The following is a 20442-nucleotide window of genomic DNA, read 5'->3' on the forward strand; positions in this document are numbered from 1 at the left end:
CGTGGTCCGATCCGGGATCGCGATCCCTGCAATCTCCCACGAGAGAATCTCGCCCGAAGACGATAGAGGCGGCATGTACAGCGGAACGGAGGGGTTGGCAAGTGGCTGGCACCCTATTCCCAAGCGACCCATTTGTATACCGATCGGGCTCCGGTGAGGCACGGGATCTGACAGAACAAAATGATTTTGTTGAATACATAAGTTGCGTCGGAGACGCAGGTGGGTATCTTGGTGAAACTTGGACACAAAAGAGGTGGTCAGGGATGGGATCATCTCGGCTGAACAAGGGATTACTGATCTGCGTTCTTTTTGCCATGCTGCCGGGCTGTGGCAGCAGGGCTCAGGATCAGGGCGAAGGGTCTGGATCGGCAACCCAAACCGACGGCATCAACAGCACGGCGTCCTCCGGCGCAAAAGGGATCGACCCCGCCACTTACGCCGGTCGGTTTCAGATCAAGTTCACCAAGGAAGTCCCCGTTCGCGACGTTCCGGTGCCTTTCACGGTCTATAGCGGCCTGGAAGAAGCCAGCCCTACCCGCTTGCGGTTGAGGGCGTTCATGGACTTGCGCGGCTTGCAGGAAAAGGCCCCCCAAATACTGACGGGTCCGCTTGAAGAAAGCTGCAAACGCCAAATCTACCTCGAGATCCGGGATGTCAGTGCCAAGGATGACACCGTCAGGGTCGAAGGCGCGGCCCGTGCACGATTTACAACCTGCAACCGGCGCCAGGAACCGGGTTTTCGTTATTTCGGGGGAACCGTGGACGCGGTTGCGGTCGCCAAGGCAGAGGTGAAAGGCCAGTGCCTTACATTCAGTATCGAAGACGTTGATCTGAACCCGCGCGGGTTCATCGGCGCTGTATCCAACCTCTTCGGCCTGACCAGCCGCATTAATGAAGCCGTCCTTGAAAAGGGTGGCGAGTTTTTGGCGGCAAACCCGGTCTGTCCGCCCTTGCCCGAGGAATTCACGGTTCTCGACCCGAATTACGAATCCGGAGGCACGCGCGAGATTGCGCCCGGCGGGCTGGGCGCAGCCATCACCGGATCGGCTGATGTCAGCGCAGAGACCATCGTCAAAGTCCTTGGTGGGCTGCAGGACCTTGGCGTATTGGAGTTTGCCAAATGAGACGTTGGTTGGTTTTCCCGGCCCTGATGGCCGCTGCGCTGGGTGCCCATTCGTCCGGCGCACAGGAAGTGACTTTTGTCATCGATGCAACCCAGCAGGTCCGGGAAACGGAGCTGCCATACAAGCTTGATCTGAGCCTGAGCGCTGTTGCGCCCACTCGGATCGGGGTGGGCGCCCTTCTCGATCTGCGCGAAATCCAAAAAACGGTGCCCGAGCGATTGGCGGACAATGCCATAATCGACAATTGTGGTCTGCAAGTGCGCCTGGACGATTTGAGCCTGCAAGCACTGGACGATGCGATCAATCTGGATGGCGACGTGACTATCACGATTTTCGAATGCAGCCGGACGAGTGAACGCGACTTTCAGCGGGGTGAACAGAAAACGGCAATCCTGGCGAACATGTCCACCGAAGCGACCGTCGAACTGCGTGACAATTGCGCCTACTTCAAACTCATCGATCTGACGCTTGCGGCCCCGGAAGAACAGCGCGAACAGCTTCTGGAGGATGACACGCTCGAGTCGGCAAAGGAACTTATGCTGGCCGCTGTTGACCTTGTGTTGAATGAAACCCCCCTTTGCCCGGAACTACCCCCCGAACTCGCGTCCCTTGACCCGACTTACGACAATGGCGGTCCAAAGGAGATCGGAGAGGGCGGGCTTGGTGTTTTTCTGGAAGGATCGGTGGATGTCAGCCCTTCGACTATCCTCGACATTCTGACGGTTCTTCAGGAACAACAACTGATCCCCGGCCGACCATAACCGTAAAGCACCTTCCTTGCCGGGGAAGTAACCTGCAGTTTTTGCCTGAGCCTAATTCACTGGCCCGGCACAACAAAAAAGCGCCACGTTGCCCAAGGCATCGCGGCGCTTCGAAACGCGTTGGCGAGCTTGTCAGCTCTGCTTGGTCACCTGTGTGAAGTCCAGCTCGACCGGGGTTTCCCGGCCAAAGATCGAGACCGAGACCTTCAGCTTCTGGTTCTCGTCGTCCACGCCTTCGACCATGCCGTCGAAATCCTCGAACGGGCCATCGTTGACCTTAACCTTTTCGCCGATCTCGAAAGTGATCATCAGCTTGGGCGCTTCTTCACCTTCCTGAACACGGTTCAGAATCTGGTTCACCTCGGCGTCGCGCATCGGCATCGGGCGGCCCTGCGGACCCAGGAAACCGGTGACGCGGTTGATCGAGTTAACCAGATGGTAGCCCTGATCGGACATTTCCATATGCACCAGCACATAGCCGGGCATGAAGCGGCGCTCGGTCGTAACCTTCTTGCCCCGGCGCACTTCGATCACCTCTTCGGTGGGCACCAGAACTTCGTCGATATCGTCCTCAAGGCCCTGCTCGGCCACCGACGTGCGGATCTGCTCTGCGATCTTCTTTTCGAAATTCGAAAGAACGCTGACCGAGTACCACCGTTTCGCCATGAACCTGCCGTCCTTGTTTGCCTTAGGTCGCATCCGCACATCCGGATGTACCGTCATTGAAATTCTGTCACGAGACCCGGAACAAAAAGCGGCGCGCAGCCCGAATCGCCGCACGCCCATTCCGGATAGTTCCGCGTGAACTACTCTGACATTGCGCGCGGCGCAAGGGGGCAGCCGCGTTTCCGCACTGCCCGTCCCGTCTTAGCTGAACGCGCCCAGAATCAGCTGCAGCCCGCCGCGAATGCCAAGATCCACCAGCGCAAAGAACACGGCCGTCAACGCCGCCATGATGAACACCATGACCGTGGTCAACAGCACCTCGCGCCGGGTCGGCCAGACGACCTTGGATACTTCGGCACGGACCTGCTGGATGAACTGGATCGGGTTTGTGGTGGCCATGAGGCTTTGTCTCTCTGCTAGCGGATGCGCCCGACATAGCCGGGCATTGCGGCAATTTCAAGGGCGGTTAGGGCTTGGGCTTGTCGTCCCATTCGTCGCTCAGAATCCGCCGGGCATCGCCTTCGGGATCGTCGTACTGGTTCGACCGCACGGTATAGACAAAGGCTACAAGACCGACACCGCCCAAAAGCAGCGAAATCGGAATGAGATAGGCCAGAACTTCCATCAGATCACCTCAGCCGCAAAGCGTTCAGGGACACGGTGATGGACGAGGTCGACATCGCCAGCGCCGCGATCAGCGGCGTCGCCAGCCCGGCCACCGCCAGGGGCACCGCGATGACATTATACACGGTTGCGATCTGGAAGTTTTCACGAATCCGTCTGGTCGCTTTTGTGGCCGTGTCGCAGGCATCGGCGATGGGCGACAGATCGTTGCCCAGCAGCACGATATCCGAGGCAACCCGCGCCGCATCCAGCGCCGAGGCGGGCGAGATCGACACATGCGCCGCCGCAAGGGCGGCGGTATCGTTCAGGCCATCCCCCACCATCAGAACCTTATTCCCGTTGTCGCGCAGGTCCTGAACACGCTGCGCCTTGTCCTGTGGCAGCGCTTCGGCCACCCAGTTTGCGATACCCAGATTTCCAGCCAGCTTTTCCACTGCAGCCCGTGTATCGCCTGAAATCAGGATCACATCCTTGCCCGCTTTCCTGAACGCCTCAACCGCGCTGGCCGCGCCCGGCCGCAGAGCGTCCGCGAACACGAATGGCACGGGTTTACAGCTCCCGACCGCAAGCCATGCTGACGTCTGGGTGCCGGATTCGGCTCCGACCCAATTCGCCCGGCCCAGCCGAACGCGCTGTCCTTTATGTTCGCCTTCGGTGCCAAAACCGGGCACTTCGACCACAGCGTCAAGGCAGGCCGGCCTGATACCCGCGTCACGCGCCGCTTTGGCCAGCGCGACGGAAAGCGGATGCGCCGACGCCTCGGCCAGCGCCAGCGCAACTTCCAGATCGGAACGGGTATGATCCGCCAGATTGGTCAGTTCAGGCGCACCCGATGTCAGCGTGCCGGTCTTGTCGAAGACAACAGTGTCCACCTCGGCCAGACGCTCCAGCGCTGTGGCGTGCTTGATCAGCATTCCCTTGCGGAACAGCCGCCCCGATGCCGCCGTCGTCACCGCAGGCACCGCCAGCCCCAGCGCACAGGGGCAGGTGATGATCAGAACCGCCGCCGCGATGTTCAGTGCGGTGCGGATATCGCCGGAATAGATGTACCAGCCCAGAAAGCTGAGCGCCGACAGGATGTGCACCCCGGGCGCATACAGCTTGGCCGCCTTGTCAGCCAGCGACGTGTATCGTGAGCGCCCCGATTCAGCGATGGCCACCAGATCGGCCATCCGGTGCAGCGAAGTGTCTTCGCCCACCGCTGTCGCCCGGATCGTCAGGGGGCCGGTCAGATTGACCTCGCCCGCGCTGACTGTCAGCCCGGCTTCGGCAAAAACCGGCAGGGTTTCCCCGGTCAGCAACGAGCGGTCAAGTTCCGACCGGCCCGAAATGATCTCTCCGTCCACGGGCATACGGCCACCGGGCCGAACGAGGATCAGGTCACCGACGGTCAGCGTCGCGACGGCCACTTCCTCTTCTGTGCCGTCGACCAGCCGGATGGCGCGCGGCACCTCAAGCGCCGTCAGTTCCTCGGCCGCGGACCGGGCAGCGGCGCGCGTGCGATAATCCAGATACCGTCCGGCCAGCAGGAAGAATGTCAGTGTCAGCGCAGCGTCGAAGTAGGCATGTTTGCCGCTCAGCGCAGTTTCCCAAAGCGAGGTGATCAGCGCCAGCAGGATGGCCAGCACGATCGGCACATCCATGTTCAGACGGCGCACGCGCAGGGCGCTCCAGGCATTGGCGAAGAACGGCTGCGCCGAAAAGGCGATGGCAGGCAACGCAATGGCCGCTGAAATCCAGTGGAACATGTCGCGCGTCGCGTCCGTGGCCCCGGACCAGACCGACACCGACAGCAACATCACGTTCATCGACGCAAACCCGGCCACCGCCAGCCGCATCAGCAAATCCCGGCCCGCCTTGTCGGTCTGCGTGGCCGACAGCGCACCAGTGTCCAGCTCATGCGCCTCAAAACCTGCCTGTTCCAGCACCGGGATCAGATCGGCGGCGCGGATATCAGGCGAGGCCTTAATCATCGCCCGTTTCAGGGTCAGGTTGACCCGCGCGTCCTCGACGCCCGGATGCGCGTTCAGTTCACGCTCGACCGTCGAGATGCAGGCCGAGCAGTGAATGCCCGGCAAGGACAGGGCGATCTGGACATCCTCGGGAACCGGACGGGCAGGCTCGGCCGGGGCGGCGACGCAGCCGGGACAGGCCATGGTTCCGGGTGAGGGTTGCGCCGTCATCAGCCTAGCCTTTGACGTATAGCGGAATACGCTGCGAGAAGGTGGCCCCTTCGCCATCCTTGGCGACAAGCCGGATGTTCCAGTTGCCCTCGCCAAGGGTCGCCGGGGTGGAATATGCGGTTCCGTCAAACACAAAGTCGGGGGTGAAATCCTCGCGCACATGGGTCGCCCGCCCCACAACGGCCTGCAATTGATTGACCCTGACCGGCGCGCCTTGCGCGTCGTTGATGTGCAGGATCAGCAAGCCGCCCTTGGTCTCGGCCCGCACGTCCCAACCCAGCGCCTGCTGTTCCTGCAGACGCTCGTTGAACTCCTGGCTGGCGACATACGAGTTTTTGACCTCGAGCCCGGGAAAGGTTTTGACCGCACTGTAGGCCAGTACAAGGTTAACACCGATGATCACGCCGAAGGCGGCGACAAACACGGCCAGCGCGTGCTTTCCGGTAAACTGTCGTTCTGGCATTCTCAGTTCCCTCGTCCGTTGAACGTGGTGTCCTTGTACGCGCGTTCACCGCTGATCAGATCCTCGACCCAGATACGAACCGGCGTCGCGTCGGTGTTGGCTGGGTCGGTGTCCTTCAGGGCGGTGATGTAAACGCGGCTCAATTGTGCCGTATCCGCGCTGACATTCACAGTGTCTATGATCGTTCCTTCAATCTCCAGCCGCATGGCCGGGTCTCCGGTCAGGGACAGTTTGAACAACCGATCCTCGCCATGTTTGTTGCGCAGACGCACGTCATAGGTATTGCGGATTGTGCCGTCTGACAGGGTGACAAAGGTCGGATTGCGTACCGGCGCCACGGTCAGGTCGATGTCGGAACGGATGAACAGGGCAAACAACAGGCCGAACCCAACGAGCGCCCACAGAGCGGTGTACATGATCGTGCGCGGGCGCAGGATGTGCTTCCAAACATTCTTGGCCGGCTGCCCCGAGCGTTCATGCGCCTCGTCGCTCAGCGCCATATAATCGATCAGGCCACGCGGCTTGCCGATTTTGGCCATCATGTCATCACAGGCATCAATGCAGAGCGCGCAGGTGATGCACTCCAATTGCTGACCGTCGCGGATGTCGATGCCGACCGGGCAGACATTCACGCAAGCCATGCAGTCGATACAATCGCCCAATTCCGTGTCAGCGGTCCGCTTGCCCTTGCCGCGCGGCTCGCCCCGCCATTCGCGGTAGCCGACGACCAGCGTGTCTTCATCCATCATTGCCGCCTGAATACGGGGCCAGGGACAGGCGTAAATGCAGATCTGTTCACGGGCAAACCCGCCGAACAGAAAAGTCGTGCCGGTCAGGATCAACATGGTTGTGTAGGCGATCGGATGCGCGTTGCCCGTCACCAGATCGCGCGCCAGTGTCGGTGCATCCGCGAAGTAAAAGATCCAGGCCCCGCCGGTGGCCAGTCCGATCAGAAACCACGCACCCCATTTCGTCGCCCGCAGGCGGGCCTTGCGGAAATCCAGTTTCTTCTGCCGATGCAGCCGCAAGCGCGCGTTCCGGTCGCCCTCGATCCAACGCTCGACCAGAATGAACAGGTCGGTCCAAACCGTCTGCGGACAGGCATATCCGCACCAGACCCGGCCCAGGGCCGAGGTGAACAGGAACAGTCCAAGCCCTGCCATGATCAGCAGACCGGCGACAAAATAGAACTCGTGCGGCCAGATTTCGATCCAGAAGAAATAGAATCGCCGGTTCGCAAGATCCAGCAACACGGCCTGATCCGGCAGGCTGGGACCCCGGTCCCATCTGAACCAAGGGGTGATGTAGTAAATCCCCAGGGTCACAGCCATGATGATCCATTTCAGGTTACGGAATGGACCCGACACGCGCCGCGGGAAAATCGGCTCACGTGCTGCATAAAGGCTGGGGGCAGGGTCGGAATCGCTCACGGGCTGGCTCCACGTCTGGCTTTGATCAGGCGTCTTTTCCCAGATCATGCGCTGACCAACTTTGACATGTGTCAAATGCGCATCGGGCAGACACCTTTTGTCACACCTAGCACATTTTCGGTCGGTTTCAGCGAAGAAAGGATAGGCCGCAAAGCGGAAAACCGGCAGGTTAATCGGTGACATCCGACGAAGATGGCCACACCGGAAACTGGACCCGGGCAAGTCCTGGTTCTATTCTCGGGAAAGTCGGCACCGGCTGTTCAGGAAACGCGCGAACAGATGGAACAGCCGGTGCCTAAGCCTTCGGGCGGCGAACCGCCCGAAGGTGTTCACTTATCTTTACTGACCGCCACCCAACTGGTGGACGTAAGCCGAAACGGCGCGGATCTGTGCCTCGGTCAGGCGGTTTTCCCACGCGGGCATGACCCCGAAGCGGCTGTACGTAACCGTCTCGGTCAGCGCCTCTTCCGAGCCGCCGAACAGCCAGATCGCGTCGGTCAGGTTCGGTGCACCTTGCGTGACGTCGCCGGTCCCGTCCTCGCCATGGCAGGACGCGCAGTTGTCCTCGAACACGACCTTGCCAGCCTGTGCCGAAGCATCGTCGGTCTGGGCGTTGGTCAGGGACATGACATACTGAACCACCTGCGTGATCTCTTCCGCTTCGAGGATTTCACCAAAGGCAGGCATTTCGGAATAGCGCGCATCGTCGCTTTCTTCGTTTCGAATGCCATAGGCCACAGTGTACTCGATATCCTCGAGCGAACCGCCCCACAACCAGGCGTCATCCAACAGGTTCGGGAAACCCGGCGCACCCTGCGCACCCGAGCCGTGGCACTGCGCGCACCACGTGCGGAACACGGCGCCACCCGAGTTGACGGCGTATTGCTGCAATTCGGCATCCTTGGCGATGTCTTCCAGCGGCGTTTCCACCAGCTTGGCGTTCCAAGGCGCATTTGCTTCTTCGAACGCAACCATCTCCTGCTGCACCAGCGCCCGAGAAGACCAGCCCATGACACCGGCGGTTGCCGACTGTACCAGAGGCCATGCCGGATACATGATTGTGTAAATCACACCCCAGACGATGGTGGCGTAGAAGGTCCACAGCCACCAGCGCGGCATCGGATTGTCGAATTCCTCAATCCCGTCCCAGCTGTGGCCGGTGGTGTTCGGATCACCCGGCTGTTTTTCAGGTGTCTTGCTCATTGCCGCGCCTCCTTGGATGTGGCGGGTTTGTCTTGATGCCGGAAGGGGATGTTGGCGGTGTCATTGTATTCCTTGCTGGCACCGGGGCGGAAAACCCAGATGATGATGCCCACAAAGAAGACAAACAGCACAAGCAGCATCCAGCTGTCCGCGAACTGCCTGAGAAGGGTGTACTCTTCCATCACGATCCTCCCTTAGCGGCTTGCGTCCGGGGTGAAGGTCGAGAAATCGACCAGCGTTCCCAGCATCTGCAGATAGGCGACCAGCGCATCGGCTTCGGTCAGTTCGGGCTGACCGTCGAAGTTCCGCACGTTGACCTTGTCGCCATAGCGTTCCAGCAGCCCGTCATAGTCGCTGTCCGGATCGGCCTGAGCGCGGAAGTCCGCCACGGCGTTTTCCAACATCTCGTCGGTGTAGGGCGTGCCGACCATCGCGTTCGCTTTCATGATGTCGCCAATGTATTTGCCATTGATCTTGCGATGCTCGAGGAAGCCGTATTTCGGCATCACCGATTCCGGCACCACCGACTGCGGATCACGCAGGTGGTCCACCTGCCACTGATCCGAATACCGGCCGCCGACACGGGCCAGATCGGGCCCGGTGCGCTTCGACCCCCACTGGAAGGGATGGTCATACATCGATTCAGCCGCCAGCGAGTAGTGGCCATAGCGTTCGACCTCGTCCCGCATCGGACGGATCATCTGGCTGTGGCAGGTATAGCAGCCTTCGCGGATGTAGATCTCACGCCCCGCCATCTCGAGAGGGGTGTAAGGACGCATGCCCTCCACCTTCTCGATGGTGTTCTCAAGGTAGAACAGGGGCGCGATCTGCACGATGCCGCCGATGGTCACGACCAGAAAGCTGAAGATCAGCAGGAGGGTCGCGTTGGTCTCGAGGATCTTGTGTTTGTCGAGAATTGCCATTGCTCCGGCCCTCCTTATTCAGCCGGGACCGCGACGGTCAGGCTGGCCTCTTTGGCCGGCGCTTTCCGCACAGTCATCCACAGGTTGTAGCACATGATCACAGCGCCAGCGACGAACAGAACGCCACCCAGAGCACGAACCACATACATCGGGAACTTGGCGGCCACGGTGTCGGCGAACGAGTTCACCAGGAAGCCGTTGGCATCCACTTCACGCCACATCAGGCCTTCCATGATACCGGTCACCCACATCGACGCGGCGTAGAGCACGATGCCGATAGTCGCGAGCCAGAAGTGCCAGCTGACCATCTGCAGCGAATAAAGGCGTTCCCGCTTCCACAGGACAGGCACCAGGAAGTACAGCGCACCAAAGGTGATCATGCCGTTCCAACCCAGCGCGCCCGAATGCACGTGACCAATGGTCCAGTCAGTGTAGTGAGACAGGCTGTTGACCGCGCGGATCGACATCATCGGGCCTTCAAAGGTGGACATGCCGTAGAAGCCGACCGAGATCACCATCATGCGGATCACCGGGTCTGTACGCAGCTTGTCCCATGCACCCGACAGGGTCATCAGACCGTTGATCATGCCACCCCAGGACGGCATCCACAGGATCACCGAGAACACCATACCCAGCGTCGAGGCCCAGTCGGGCAGCGCGGTATAGTGCAGGTGGTGCGGACCGGCCCAGATATACAGGAAGATCAGCGCCCAGAAGTGGATGATCGACAGCTTGTACGAGAACACGGGGCGCTCGGCCTGTTTCGGGATGAAGTAGTACATCATGCCCAGGAAGCCCGCAGTCAGGAAGAAGCCCACGGCGTTGTGGCCATACCACCACTGGATCATGGCGTCCTGAACACCCGACCAGACGATGACCGATTTCGAACCCCAGATGCTGACAGGGATGGTCATGTTGTTCACCAGGTGCAGCATTGCGACAGTGACGATGAACGCCAGATAGAACCAGTTGGCCACGTAGATGTGGGGCTCTTTCCGCTTGATGATCGTGCCCAGATAAACGGCCAGATAGGCGACCCAGACAATTGTCAGCCACAGGTCAACATACCACTCGGGTTCGGCGTATTCCTTGGATTGCGTACCGCCAAGGACATAGCCGGTTGCCGCCAGCACGATGAACAGCTGATAGCCCCAGAAGACGAACCACGCCAGATTACCACCCCACAGGCGCGCGGCGCTGGTGCGCTGCACAACATAGAACGAGGTTGCGATCAAGGCGTTGCCACCAAAGGCAAAAATCACCGCCGATGTGTGCAGCGGACGCAAACGGCCGAAGTTCAGATATCCTTGGGCCCATTCGAAATTCAGTGCCGGAAAGGCCAACTGAAACGCAATGAAAGTTCCTGCAATAAACCCGACCACGCCCCAGAAGGCAGTTGCGATCACGCCATAGCGGATCACGTCATCCATGTACTCGGCCGAGCGGTCTACGAGAATATCTGGCTCATCTGTGTTTCGAAGCGTCCAGATGAACAATCCAACGGCGATCAGCATCACCAGAATCGCGTGCACCTGATACGCCAAATCCCGTGCATAGTTGGACCCGATCGCGGCAAAAATCACGATCAGACCAAGCACGATCAGCTTGATATAATTTGACATATTGCGTCCCTTTGCATGCCCCGTGCGATTCTTGACGCCGCACGAAACCCATTTGACTGGCCGCTGTTCTGTCTGACAAGGGCCATAGCTGCTTTGATCTGTGTCAAGACAATAGCCTGTTTTCCGTGGCAGTGATAAACAATTGAGTGGGTTAACTGGTCGCAGCTTGCCCCCCGCGCACATCGAGTGAGGTCAAAATGGCTTACAAATCCCTTCTAACAGTCATGACAGAGACAAAGCAGGCGAACGCGGCACTGGCCCAGCTTGTAGCTCTGGCAAACGCGCAGGACGCGCATGTCGAAGCGCTGTGTCTCGGCGTTGATCGTAGCCAGACCGGCTACTATTACGCTGGCGCAAACGCCTTGATCCTTCAGGAGACGCTCAGCCGCGCCAATGCCGATTCCGACGCTGTTCTGGAGTATGCAAAGAACTACCTGGGCAAAACCGGGATCCGCTGGTCCGCGGAAAACGGCGTGGCCCAGATTGCCGATATCGGCCGCCACGTGGCCCATCGCGCACGGTTTTCCGATCTGGTTGTGCTGCCGCAGCCATATGGCGAGGATCGCGCGGCCGAGGCCGAGCCCATCATTGAAGCCGCCATGTTCGAAGGCCACGCACCGGTTCTGGTTGTGCCCGATGATGTGACGCCGTTCGAGAAACCAAAAACCGTTCTGATCGGATGGAATGAAAGCGTCGAGGCCATGCGGGCCATCCGCCGCGCCCTGCCCTTCCTGAAACAGGCGGACCTGGTGCGCATCGTCGTCATCGATCCGCCGCGCCACGGACCAGACCGCTCGGACCCGGGCGGATTGTTGTCACAAATGCTGGCCCGGCACGGGGTGAAATGCGAAATTGACGTGCTGAGCAAAACCATGACCCGCGTCTCGGACATCCTCAACCGCCATGCTGGCGATACCGAGGCTGACCTGATCGTCATGGGCGCTTATGGCCATTCGCGGTTCCGCGAGGCCATTTTGGGCGGTGCCACCCGCAACATGCTGGAACAATCCGTTGTGCCGGTCTTTTTGGCCCATTGATCCGAAGGGACGTGCGGCTTGCAGATACTGCCCCTTTCATTGGGGCAGTATTCTAAACTAGTTGCGCCGGATCAGGCCGATCACGAACAGCAGGATCACCGCACCGATGGTTGCGAAAAAGATCGACGAGAATAGCCCACCGCCAACCGAAAAGCCCAAGGCCGGGAAAATCGCGCCCGCAAGAAACGCGCCGACGATCCCGATGATGATATTGCCGAACAGGCCAAAACCCCGGCCTTCCATGATCTTGCCTGAAAGCCATCCGGCGATTGCGCCGATGAACAACATTGCAAGCAGGCTGGTGAACTCCATCCGAATCTCCTTTTGCGTATCGGGTGTCAGACCAGAAAACCGCCGTCCGCATCATCGCCGGCCTCATCCATGAGGCGCGCCATGTCCGGAATGGTCACGTGGCGTTTTCCGTCCAGTGTAATGACGCCGTCCTTTTTCAGCGCCGACATCTGGCGGCTGACCGTTTCCAGTGTAAGCCCCAGATAATCCGCCATCGCCTCACGCGTGAGCGGCAGATCAAACACCATTGGACCGGAGTTGCTTTTCTGGGCCACCGAAGCATCGCGCCGCGCGATGATCGACAACAGGCTGGCAATCTTCTCGCGCGCGGTTTTGCGCCCAAGGACAAGCATCCACTCGCGGGCCGCGTCCAGCTCATCCAGCGTCATCTGCAGCAGCCGGTGCGCGATATGCGGGGTTGTGCTCATCAATTCTTCGAACGGTTTCTTGCGGAAACAGCACATCACCAGATCAGTTGTGGCCTGAACGTCATAGGGCGCAGTTTCGCGTCCCGGACGGCCCACAAAGTCGCTGGGCAGCAACAGGCCCACCATCTGGGTCCGGCCATCCTCCATCGTCTGCGTCAGCGAGGCGATGCCCGAAACCACGGAGCCGACAAAATTCATCTGATCGCCGGACCAGATGATTGTCTGCCCGGCCTCGAAACTACGGTAGAACTTGATCTCTTCCAGTTCCACAAGCTCGTCGGGTTCGCAATGGGCACACACGGCACGGTGCCGGATCGGGCAGTCCGCACAATTCGAGTGGTCAAATTGGGAATTCAGGTTCATTCGCGTTTCCACTTGATCTCAGTCAAGGTCTTGTTGAAGGCCGTCCCTTAACGGTATCGCCATGATAGTGAAACCACAATTAGCACAGCTTGGACTATTTGACGCTAAAGTTCCGCGTTACACAAGCTACCCGACAGCGCCCCACTTCAACAACGATGTGGGATCAGGCATGTTTGGCGACTGGATTTCGGGCATTCAGCCCGGAAGCGCCGTGTCCCTTTACATCCATGTCCCCTTTTGCCGCAGACTGTGCTGGTTCTGCGCCTGCCGGACCCAGGGAACACAGACCGATAACCCCGTCATCGCCTATGTCGACGTTTTGAAGGCCGAGCTTGATCTGCTGGCCGCGCGCCTGCCCGAGGGCGTCACCCTGTCGCGGCTGCACTGGGGCGGCGGCACGCCAACCCTGCTGAACGCCGATTTGATGCGCGATCTGGCAGCGCGGATTCTGGACATCGTGCCGCTTGGCCCGGACGCAGAGTTCTCGGTCGAGATCGACCCGAACGAAATCGACGAAGCACGGTTGGACGCTCTGGCCGAGGCCGGCATGAATCGCGCCTCGATCGGGGTGCAGGATTTCGACGACGAAATCCAGAAAACCATCGGCCGCATCCAAAGCTATGACGCCACGCGCAAAGCAATCGACATGATCCGCGCGCGCGGCATCACCAGCCTGAACGCCGATATCCTGTATGGGCTGCCGCATCAGACCAAGACCCGGATGACCGAAAGCGTACAAAAGCTGCTGTCGCTCAGCCCGGACCGCGTAGCGCTCTATGGCTATGCCCATGTGCCTTGGATGGCCAAACGCCAGCAACTTATCCCCTCGGACGCGCTGCCGACGCCGGAACAGCGGCTTGACCTGTTCGACACTGCGCGCCGCCTGTTCATGTGGGACGACTACGCCGAGATTGGTATCGACCATTTCGCGACGCAGGATGACGGGCTGACCCGTGCACTTCAGACCGGAAAGCTCAAACGGAACTTTCAAGGCTATACCGACGATCAGGCCGAGGTTCTGATTGGCGTTGGTGCCAGCTCGATCTCAAAGTTTCCGCAAGGGTACGCCCAGAACGCGCCGGCGACGTCAGTGCATACCAAGGCCATCCGGAACGGCCAGTTCTCGACCTCGCGCGGGCACCTGTTCAAGGGGCAGGACATCCTGCGCGCACGGCTGATCGAGGCGCTGATGTGTGATTTCCGGATCGATTCGGCTGAAATCCTGCGTGACCACGACATCTCGGCCGGGGAATTGCAGGACATGTTCAACACGGCCAACGACGCGTTCGACGGGTTGCTGCAGGTGACCGGGGACGGTCTTTTCATACCGCCCGAGGCCCGTGCCCTGACCCGGATGATCGCCCGCAGCTTTGACGCCTATGACCTCAGCAAGGCAGGCCACAGTTCGGCCATCTGATTGACTTCGGACAGAGGGGGGGTTGACGCAGACAGGGGGTATTCCGCACACTCAAGAACGCGGGCGGCAAGCCGCCCCAACCCCGAGGCAGATCCGTTTTCAGGCAATTGACCCCTGCGCGTCAGCGCAAGGCAGCCGATATCGCGCAGTCGTTCTTAAACCTGAAAGAGGGACAGCACTCATGCGCGTTTTCACCGTCCTCGGCCCCAGTCAAGCGGGCAAATCCACCCTGGTCGAGGCCATCAGCCGCCTTGATGGTCGGCCAACAACATTCGACGTATCCGGAACCGTGCATCTGCACGGTTTTTCTTATTTGGACGAGCCGTGGTGCGCCATCGACGTGGATGGCGGCGGGGATTCCCTGGCCTATGTCGGTCCTGCCATGGCAATCTCGGACGCGGCGGTTGTGGTGGTTCCGCCCGACCCGGACGCCGCAGTGCTGTGCGCCCCCTATCTCAGACTGGTCGAAGAAGCCGGGATTCCCTGCTTCCTGTTCATCAACCGGATGGACAACCCCAACGGCCGCATCCGCGATATCATCGCGGCCCTGCAAACCTATTGCACCCATCATATCGCGCTACGGCAGGTGCCCATTCGCGACGGCGAGGCCATTATCGGCGCAGTTGATCTGATATCCGAGCGGGCGTGGAAATATCAGGAAGGCCAGCCCTCGGCCCTGATCGAACTGCCTCAATCGGTCGAGGACCGCGAACAGGAAGCGCGCACGGAATTGCTCGAAACCCTGTCCGATTTCGACGACAAGCTGCTGGAACAGCTGATTGAAGACAAGCAGCCTCCCAACGAAGAGGTTTTTGAACTGGCTGCACAGGTTCTGCAGAACCACCAGCTGATCCCCGCCTGCCTGGGCGCCGCCAGCCACGGCAACGGCCTGACCCGCCTGATGAAAGCCCTGCGCCACGAAGCGCCCGAGTTCGACATAGCCGCAGGGCGGGATGAGGCCGCAGACAACGCCCGCGCCATTGCCGGGTTCGCCGACGTGAAAAAACACATCGGCAAGATCATCGTGCTGCGCGGTCTTGGCGAAGGCGTCACCGCGCATGAAGCGTTGGGCGGCGAAACCGTCGGCAACCTGACCACGCTGGACGCCAAGACCCAGATCGGCGCGCTTGAGGCCGGTCAGATCGGTCTGGCCGTCAAGTCCGATCACCTCAATCCGGGCAACATTTACGACAGTTCCTCCGCCACGCCTCTGCCAGACTGGGCCACCTCGCGTCCCGCGGCGCATCGGCAGATCGTCTCACCGGCGCATGAACGAGATGACGTACGCCTGTCCAACGCGCTGAGCCGCCTGGTCGAAATCGATCCCGGCCTGACCCTCGAACAGGACGAACTGAGTGGCCACGCGATTCTGGGCTCGCAGGGCCCTCAGCATATGCGGCGCGTCACCGCCAAGCTGGCAGAAGACTTCGGGATCGAAATCGAGGCGGATCAGGTCGAAACTGCCTATCGCGAAACCATCCGGACACCGGTTGAACATCGTCACAGACACCGCAAGCAATCGGGCGGTGCCGGTCAGTTCGCTGACGTCGTGATCACGGTCGCGCCCATGCCGCGCGGATCGGGCTTTCAGTTCGAAGAGGTTGTCAAAGGCGGCGCGGTTCCCAAGAACTACATTCCGTCGGTTGAACACGGCGCGAAAGACGCGCTGGTCGAAGGCCCCGAAGGCTTTCCCGTTGTCGATGTCAAAGTCACGCTGAGCGATGGCAAGCACCACAACGTGGACAGTTCGGACTATGCCTTCCGCACTGCCGGCAAGAATGCCGTGCGCGAGGCACTGCCGCAGGGCAAACCCGTTGTCCTGCAACCGATCTTGAACGCCGAGATCCATCTGCCCTCGGATTTTGTGGGCGACCTGGTGCCGACGATCAGCTCGCTCCAGGGGCAGGTTCTGGGTTTCGAAGGCAACCCCAACGCCTCGGGGTGGGAGATCTTCAACGCCCAGCTTCCCGCTGTGGCCGAGGATGAGCTGCACCGCACCCTTGCCAGTGCCACGCGCGGTACCGGCTGGGTCAAGCTGAGCTTCGATCACTATCAGGAACTGCGCGGACCGGTGCCGAAATCGGTATCGCGTGAAACGGCCAACGCCTGACGCACCTTGGCGGGCTGCTTTCAGCCCGCCGCCGCGATCAGTTCTCGGGTGTAATCGGTCTGGGCATTCTCGAACAGGTCCTCGGCCCGGCCCATCTCGACCACGTCGCCATTTCGCATGACGATGACGTTGTGCGACATGGCGCGCACCACCTTCAGGTCGTGACTGATGAACAGATAGGCCAGCCCGTATTTCTTTTGCAGATCTCGCAGCAGATCGACGATTTGCACCTGCACCGTCATGTCCAGCGCGCTGGTCGGCTCATCCAGCACCAGCAGTTTGGGCCGCAGCACCATGGCCCGCGCGATGGCGATGCGCTGGCGCTGACCGCCGGAAAACTCGTGCGGATACCGGTCCATCGCCGCCGGGTCCAGACCAACTTCGGCCATCACCTCGGCCACCAGTTCGCGCGGCGCGCGGTGCGGGTCAACGTTGTGGATCGCCAAGCCCTCGGCAATGATCTGCTGGCAGGTCATGCGGGGGCTGAGGCTGCCGAACGGGTCCTGAAACACGATCTGCATATCTTTGCGCAGGCGGCGCAATTCACGCGTGGACCAGCGGCGCACGTCCTGATCGCGGAATGTAATCCCGCCTTCAGAGGCAATCAGCCGCATGATCGCCAGTGCCAGCGTGGTCTTGCCCGACCCGCTTTCGCCCACGATCCCCAGCGTCTCACCCGCACGTACCGACAGCGTCGCATCGTTGACGGCCTTCACATGGCCTACTATCCGCTTGAAGAACCCGCGCTGAATCGGAAACCACACTTTCAGGTGGTTCGTCCGCGCCACTTCCTCAGCATCCGCGGCCACCGGATCGGGTTCGCCCGACGGTTCCGCCGCCAGCAGCTTGCGCGTGTAGGGATGCTGCGGGTTGTCGAAGATTTCGGCGGTTTCGCCGGTTTCGACAATCTCGCCGTCCTTCATCACGCACACCCGGTCGGCAATCCGCCGCACGATACCCAGATCGTGGGTGATGAACAGCATCCCCATTTTTTCCGATTTCTGCAGGTCAGCCAGCAACTCCAGGATCTGCGCCTGAATTGTGACATCCAGCGCGGTTGTCGGCTCATCCGCGATCAGGATGTCCGGCTTGTTGGCCAGCGCCATCGCGATCATCACCCGCTGGCGCTGTCCGCCAGACAACTGGTGCGGGTAACTGTCCAACCGATCCCTCGGGTCGCGGATGCCAACCTTGATCAGCAGTTCCACGATCCGATCGCGCGCTTCGTCGCCAGTCACACCCTGGTGCAGGGCCAGCGACTCGGCCATCTGCTTCTGGATCGTGTGCAGCGGGTTGAGCGAGGTCATCGGCTCTTGAAAGATGAAACTGATATCGTTGCCGCGCACATCCATCAGCCGGTCCTCGGACGCGCCGATCATTTCCTGACCTTCATACGTGACCGAGCCTTCGACAATCGCGCTGTCACCCAAAAGCGAAACGGTGCTCAGCGCCGTGACAGACTTGCCCGACCCCGATTCCCCGACCAGCGCAACCGTTTCGCCCCGGTCGACGGTGAAGGACACACCCCTGACCGCCGCGGAAACCTGCCCGTCCTGCCGGAACGAGACCCTGAGGTTATTCACATCCAACAAACTCATGAGAACGTCTTTCTGGGGTCAAACGCATCCCGCACGCCTTCGAAGATGAAGACCAGCAGCGACAGCATGATGGCAAAGGTGAAGAACGCGGTGAAGGCCAGCCACGGCGCCTGCAGGTTCTGTTTTGCCTGCAAGGTCAGTTCGCCCAGTGACGGGGCCGAGGACGGCAGGCCGAAGCCCAGAAAATCAAGGCTGGCCAGACCCGCGATGGTGCCGGTCACGATAAATGGCATGAAGGTCAGCATGGCCACCATCGCGTTGGGCAACATGTGCCGGAACATGATCGTCATGTTGCCAACGCCGAGCGCCTTGGCAGCGCGGACATATTCAAGGTTGCGCGCACGTAGGAATTCCGCCCGCACCACGCCCACCAGCCCGGTCCAGCTGAACAGGATCATCAGGATGACCAGCAACCAGAAACTTCGTCCCAGAACCGCAAACATGATGATGATGACATAGAGCGACGGTGTCGCGGACCAGATCTCGATTATCCGCTGGAAGATCAAATCCAGCCAGCCGCCGAAATAGCCCTGGATGGCCCCTGCAAACACCCCGATCAGGCTGGCTGCGCCGGTGACGACCAGCGTGAACAGGATCGACAGTCGGAACCCGTAGATCACGCGCGCCAGAACATCACGTTTGGTGTCGTCGGTGCCCAGCAGATTCTGCCCGTTCGGCGGCAGGGGTGCCGCACCCGGCCGGTCAACGCTGGTGTTGTAGGAGTACGGAATCGGTGGCCAGATCGCCCAGCCCCGCTCGAACCCGTCCGCCTGAAACGTGCCGGCATCGATCTCTTCGATGATCCGCTCGGGATCGTCAAAACACTGATCAATCCCACCGCTGTCGATCAGGCATCGCACTTCGGGATCGCGATAGATGGCTTCGGTCTGAAAATCCCCGCCAAATTCGGTTTCGGCGTAGAAATTGAACACCGGCGTGAAGAACTCGCCCCGGTATTTCACCAGAATCGGTTTGTCGTTGGCGATGAACTCGGCGAACAGCGACAGGCCGAACAGTACCGAGAAGATGATCAGCGACCAGAACGCGCGACCATTGCGCCGGAAGTTGCGCCAGCGGCGCTGGTTGAGAGGGGACAGCGCCATTTACCCCTCCCGCTTTTCGAAATCGATGCGCGGGTCGACCACCACGTACATCAAATCGCTGATGATGCCGACCACCAGCCCCATCAGACCAAAGATGAACAGTGTGCCGAATATCACCGGATAATCCCTTGCCACCGCGGCCTCGAACCCCAAACGGCCCAGCCCGTCCAGCGAGAATATGGTCTCGATGATGATCGAGCCGCCAAAGAACACCCCGATGAACACCGCCGGAAAGCCCGCAATAACGATCAGCATCGCATTGCGGAACACATGACCGTACAGAACCTTGCGCTCGCTCAGGCCCTTGGCGCGGGCAGTCATCACATATTGCTTCTTGATTTCATCCAGGAACGAGTTCTTGGTCAGCAGCGTCAGCGTTGCAAACGCCGAAATCGTCAGCGCAATGATCGGCAGGGCAATGTGCCAGAAATAGTCCGCAATCTTGCCAATCAGGCTGAGGCTGTCCCAATTGTCCGATGTCAGCCCCCGCAGCGGGAAAATCTGCCAGTAGGATCCGCCCGCAAACAGCACCAGCAGCAGGATGGCGAACAGGAAACCGGGAATGGCGTAGGCCACAATGATGGTTCCGCTGGTCCAGGTATCAAAGGTCGATCCGTCCTTGATGGCTTTGCGGATGCCCAGCGGGATCGACACCAAATAGGCGATCAGGGTCGACCAAAGACCCAGCGAGATCGAAACCGGCATCTTTTCCAACACCAGATCGATGACGCTGATGGACCGGAAATAGCTCTCGCCGAAATCCAGCGTCAGGTAGTTGCCTATCATGCTCAGAAAGCGCTGGAGCGGAGGCTTGTCGAAGCCGAATTCTTTCTCCAGTTCGGCAATGAATTCGGGCGGCAGCCCCCGCGCGCCGACATATTTGTCGTCAAAGGCGCCCCCGGCAGGTTCCGAGGCCGCCCCAGCATCGCCACCGCCTGCAAATCCGGCAAACACATCGCCCTGCCCTTCGATCTGGGCGATTATCTGTTCAACCGGCCCGCCCGGCACGAACTGCACCAGCGTGAAGTTGACAATCATGATGCCCAGAAGGGTCGGAATGACCAGCAACAGGCGTCTTAGAATATACGCGCCCATG

The 20442-nt window shown here is 60.2% G+C and carries 20 protein-coding genes; 5 read left to right on the top strand and 15 right to left on the bottom strand.

Features of this window, described 5'->3' with window-relative positions; genetic code table 11:
* Positions 1 to 263: 263 nt before the first annotated feature.
* Together ACR0JW_RS17430 and ACR0JW_RS17435 are read left to right on the top strand one after the other, a co-directional pair.
* The gene (locus ACR0JW_RS17430; protein ID WP_170678418.1) at positions 264 to 1124 is read left to right on the top strand and encodes a hypothetical protein; all 861 of its coding nucleotides are present in this window, start codon (positions 264 to 266) and stop codon (positions 1122 to 1124) included.
* Positions 1121 to 1885 (top strand): hypothetical protein, encoded by a 765-nt coding sequence (locus tag ACR0JW_RS17435; protein WP_170678420.1) that lies wholly within the window; start codon positions 1121 to 1123, stop codon positions 1883 to 1885. The genes ACR0JW_RS17430 and ACR0JW_RS17435 overlap by 4 nt, the downstream gene beginning before the upstream one ends.
* A 132-nt stretch (positions 1886 to 2017) precedes the next feature.
* Here the strand turns inward: ACR0JW_RS17435 and nusG are convergent, their stop codons facing one another.
* The 10 genes from nusG to ccoN form a co-directional block, all read right to left on the bottom strand.
* Entirely contained in the window at positions 2018 to 2551 is a 534-nt protein-coding gene (gene nusG, locus ACR0JW_RS17440) for a transcription termination/antitermination protein NusG (RefSeq protein WP_170407498.1), read from the bottom strand.
* 201 nt (positions 2552 to 2752) lie between these two features.
* Entirely contained in the window at positions 2753 to 2950 is a 198-nt protein-coding gene (gene secE / locus ACR0JW_RS17445) for a preprotein translocase subunit SecE (protein ID WP_050605011.1), read from the bottom strand.
* Between the two features lie 67 nt (positions 2951 to 3017).
* On the bottom strand, positions 3018 to 3176 hold the full coding sequence (gene ccoS, locus ACR0JW_RS17450; RefSeq protein WP_170613579.1) for a cbb3-type cytochrome oxidase assembly protein CcoS: 159 nt from the start codon (positions 3174 to 3176) through the stop codon (positions 3018 to 3020).
* 4 nt (positions 3177 to 3180) lie between these two features.
* Positions 3181 to 5358 (bottom strand): heavy metal translocating P-type ATPase, encoded by a 2178-nt coding sequence (locus tag ACR0JW_RS17455; RefSeq protein WP_170678422.1) that lies wholly within the window; start codon positions 5356 to 5358, stop codon positions 3181 to 3183.
* A 4-nt stretch (positions 5359 to 5362) separates the two neighbouring features.
* On the bottom strand, positions 5363 to 5821 hold the full coding sequence (locus ACR0JW_RS17460) for a FixH family protein (protein ID WP_170678424.1): 459 nt from the start codon (positions 5819 to 5821) through the stop codon (positions 5363 to 5365).
* A gap of 2 nt (positions 5822 to 5823) precedes the next feature.
* On the bottom strand, positions 5824 to 7251 hold the full coding sequence (gene ccoG, locus ACR0JW_RS17465; protein WP_170678426.1) for a cytochrome c oxidase accessory protein CcoG: 1428 nt from the start codon (positions 7249 to 7251) through the stop codon (positions 5824 to 5826).
* Positions 7252 to 7590: 339 nt separating this feature from the next.
* Complete coding sequence (gene ccoP / locus ACR0JW_RS17470; RefSeq protein ID WP_170613587.1) at positions 7591 to 8454, bottom strand: cytochrome-c oxidase, cbb3-type subunit III; 864 nt, start codon at positions 8452 to 8454, stop codon at positions 7591 to 7593.
* Complete coding sequence (locus ACR0JW_RS17475; RefSeq protein WP_170613588.1) at positions 8451 to 8636, bottom strand: cbb3-type cytochrome c oxidase subunit 3; 186 nt, start codon at positions 8634 to 8636, stop codon at positions 8451 to 8453. Before ACR0JW_RS17475 ends, ccoP begins: the two co-directional genes overlap by 4 nt.
* 12 nt (positions 8637 to 8648) lie before the next feature.
* Positions 8649 to 9377 carry a cytochrome-c oxidase, cbb3-type subunit II gene (gene ccoO, locus ACR0JW_RS17480; RefSeq protein WP_170678428.1) on the bottom strand — a complete coding sequence of 243 codons (729 nt, stop codon included), beginning with the start codon at positions 9375 to 9377 and terminating at the stop codon, positions 8649 to 8651.
* 14 nt (positions 9378 to 9391) lie between these two features.
* Positions 9392 to 10999 (bottom strand): cytochrome-c oxidase, cbb3-type subunit I, encoded by a 1608-nt coding sequence (ccoN, locus tag ACR0JW_RS17485; protein WP_170619174.1) that lies wholly within the window; start codon positions 10997 to 10999, stop codon positions 9392 to 9394.
* 197 nt (positions 11000 to 11196) lie between these two features.
* Here ccoN and ACR0JW_RS17490 point away from each other — a divergent pair, with 197 nt between their 5' ends.
* Complete coding sequence (locus tag ACR0JW_RS17490; protein ID WP_170613594.1) at positions 11197 to 12036, top strand: universal stress protein; 840 nt, start codon at positions 11197 to 11199, stop codon at positions 12034 to 12036.
* Positions 12037 to 12093: 57 nt separating this feature from the next.
* On the opposite strand, the gene ACR0JW_RS17495 is transcribed toward ACR0JW_RS17490, so the two are convergent.
* Both ACR0JW_RS17495 and fnrL read right to left on the bottom strand, forming a co-directional pair.
* The gene (locus ACR0JW_RS17495; protein ID WP_170613596.1) at positions 12094 to 12348 is read right to left on the bottom strand and encodes a GlsB/YeaQ/YmgE family stress response membrane protein; all 255 of its coding nucleotides are present in this window, start codon (positions 12346 to 12348) and stop codon (positions 12094 to 12096) included.
* A 26-nt stretch (positions 12349 to 12374) separates the two neighbouring features.
* Positions 12375 to 13118 carry a transcriptional regulator FnrL gene (fnrL, locus tag ACR0JW_RS17500; RefSeq protein WP_170613598.1) on the bottom strand — a complete coding sequence of 248 codons (744 nt, stop codon included), beginning with the start codon at positions 13116 to 13118 and terminating at the stop codon, positions 12375 to 12377.
* A 61-nt stretch (positions 13119 to 13179) separates the two neighbouring features.
* Here fnrL and hemN point away from each other — a divergent pair, with 61 nt between their 5' ends.
* Positions 13180 to 14535: an oxygen-independent coproporphyrinogen III oxidase gene (gene hemN / locus ACR0JW_RS17505; RefSeq protein WP_170825311.1), complete on the top strand. Its 1356-nt coding sequence runs from the start codon at positions 13180 to 13182 to the stop codon at positions 14533 to 14535.
* 181 nt (positions 14536 to 14716) lie between these two features.
* Positions 14717 to 16645, top strand: a complete 1929-nt coding sequence (locus ACR0JW_RS17510) for an elongation factor G (protein ID WP_480714250.1) — start codon at positions 14717 to 14719, stop codon at positions 16643 to 16645.
* Positions 16646 to 16665: 20 nt separating this feature from the next.
* Here ACR0JW_RS17510 and ACR0JW_RS17515 read toward each other — a convergent pair whose 3' ends face one another.
* The 3 genes from ACR0JW_RS17515 to ACR0JW_RS17525 are packed head-to-tail and all read right to left on the bottom strand — an operon-like array spanning position 16666 to position 20441.
* On the bottom strand, positions 16666 to 18243 hold the full coding sequence (locus tag ACR0JW_RS17515) for an ABC transporter ATP-binding protein (protein WP_170678434.1): 1578 nt from the start codon (positions 18241 to 18243) through the stop codon (positions 16666 to 16668).
* The gene (locus tag ACR0JW_RS17520; RefSeq protein ID WP_170678436.1) at positions 18240 to 19346 is read right to left on the bottom strand and encodes an ABC transporter permease; all 1107 of its coding nucleotides are present in this window, start codon (positions 19344 to 19346) and stop codon (positions 18240 to 18242) included. The genes ACR0JW_RS17515 and ACR0JW_RS17520 overlap by 4 nt, the downstream gene beginning before the upstream one ends.
* Positions 19347 to 20441, bottom strand: a complete 1095-nt coding sequence (locus ACR0JW_RS17525) for a microcin C ABC transporter permease YejB (RefSeq protein ID WP_170678438.1) — start codon at positions 20439 to 20441, stop codon at positions 19347 to 19349.
* Between the last annotated feature and the right edge of the window lies 1 nt (position 20442).

The sequence above is a fragment of the Ruegeria sp. BG6 genome, assembly GCF_056538465.1.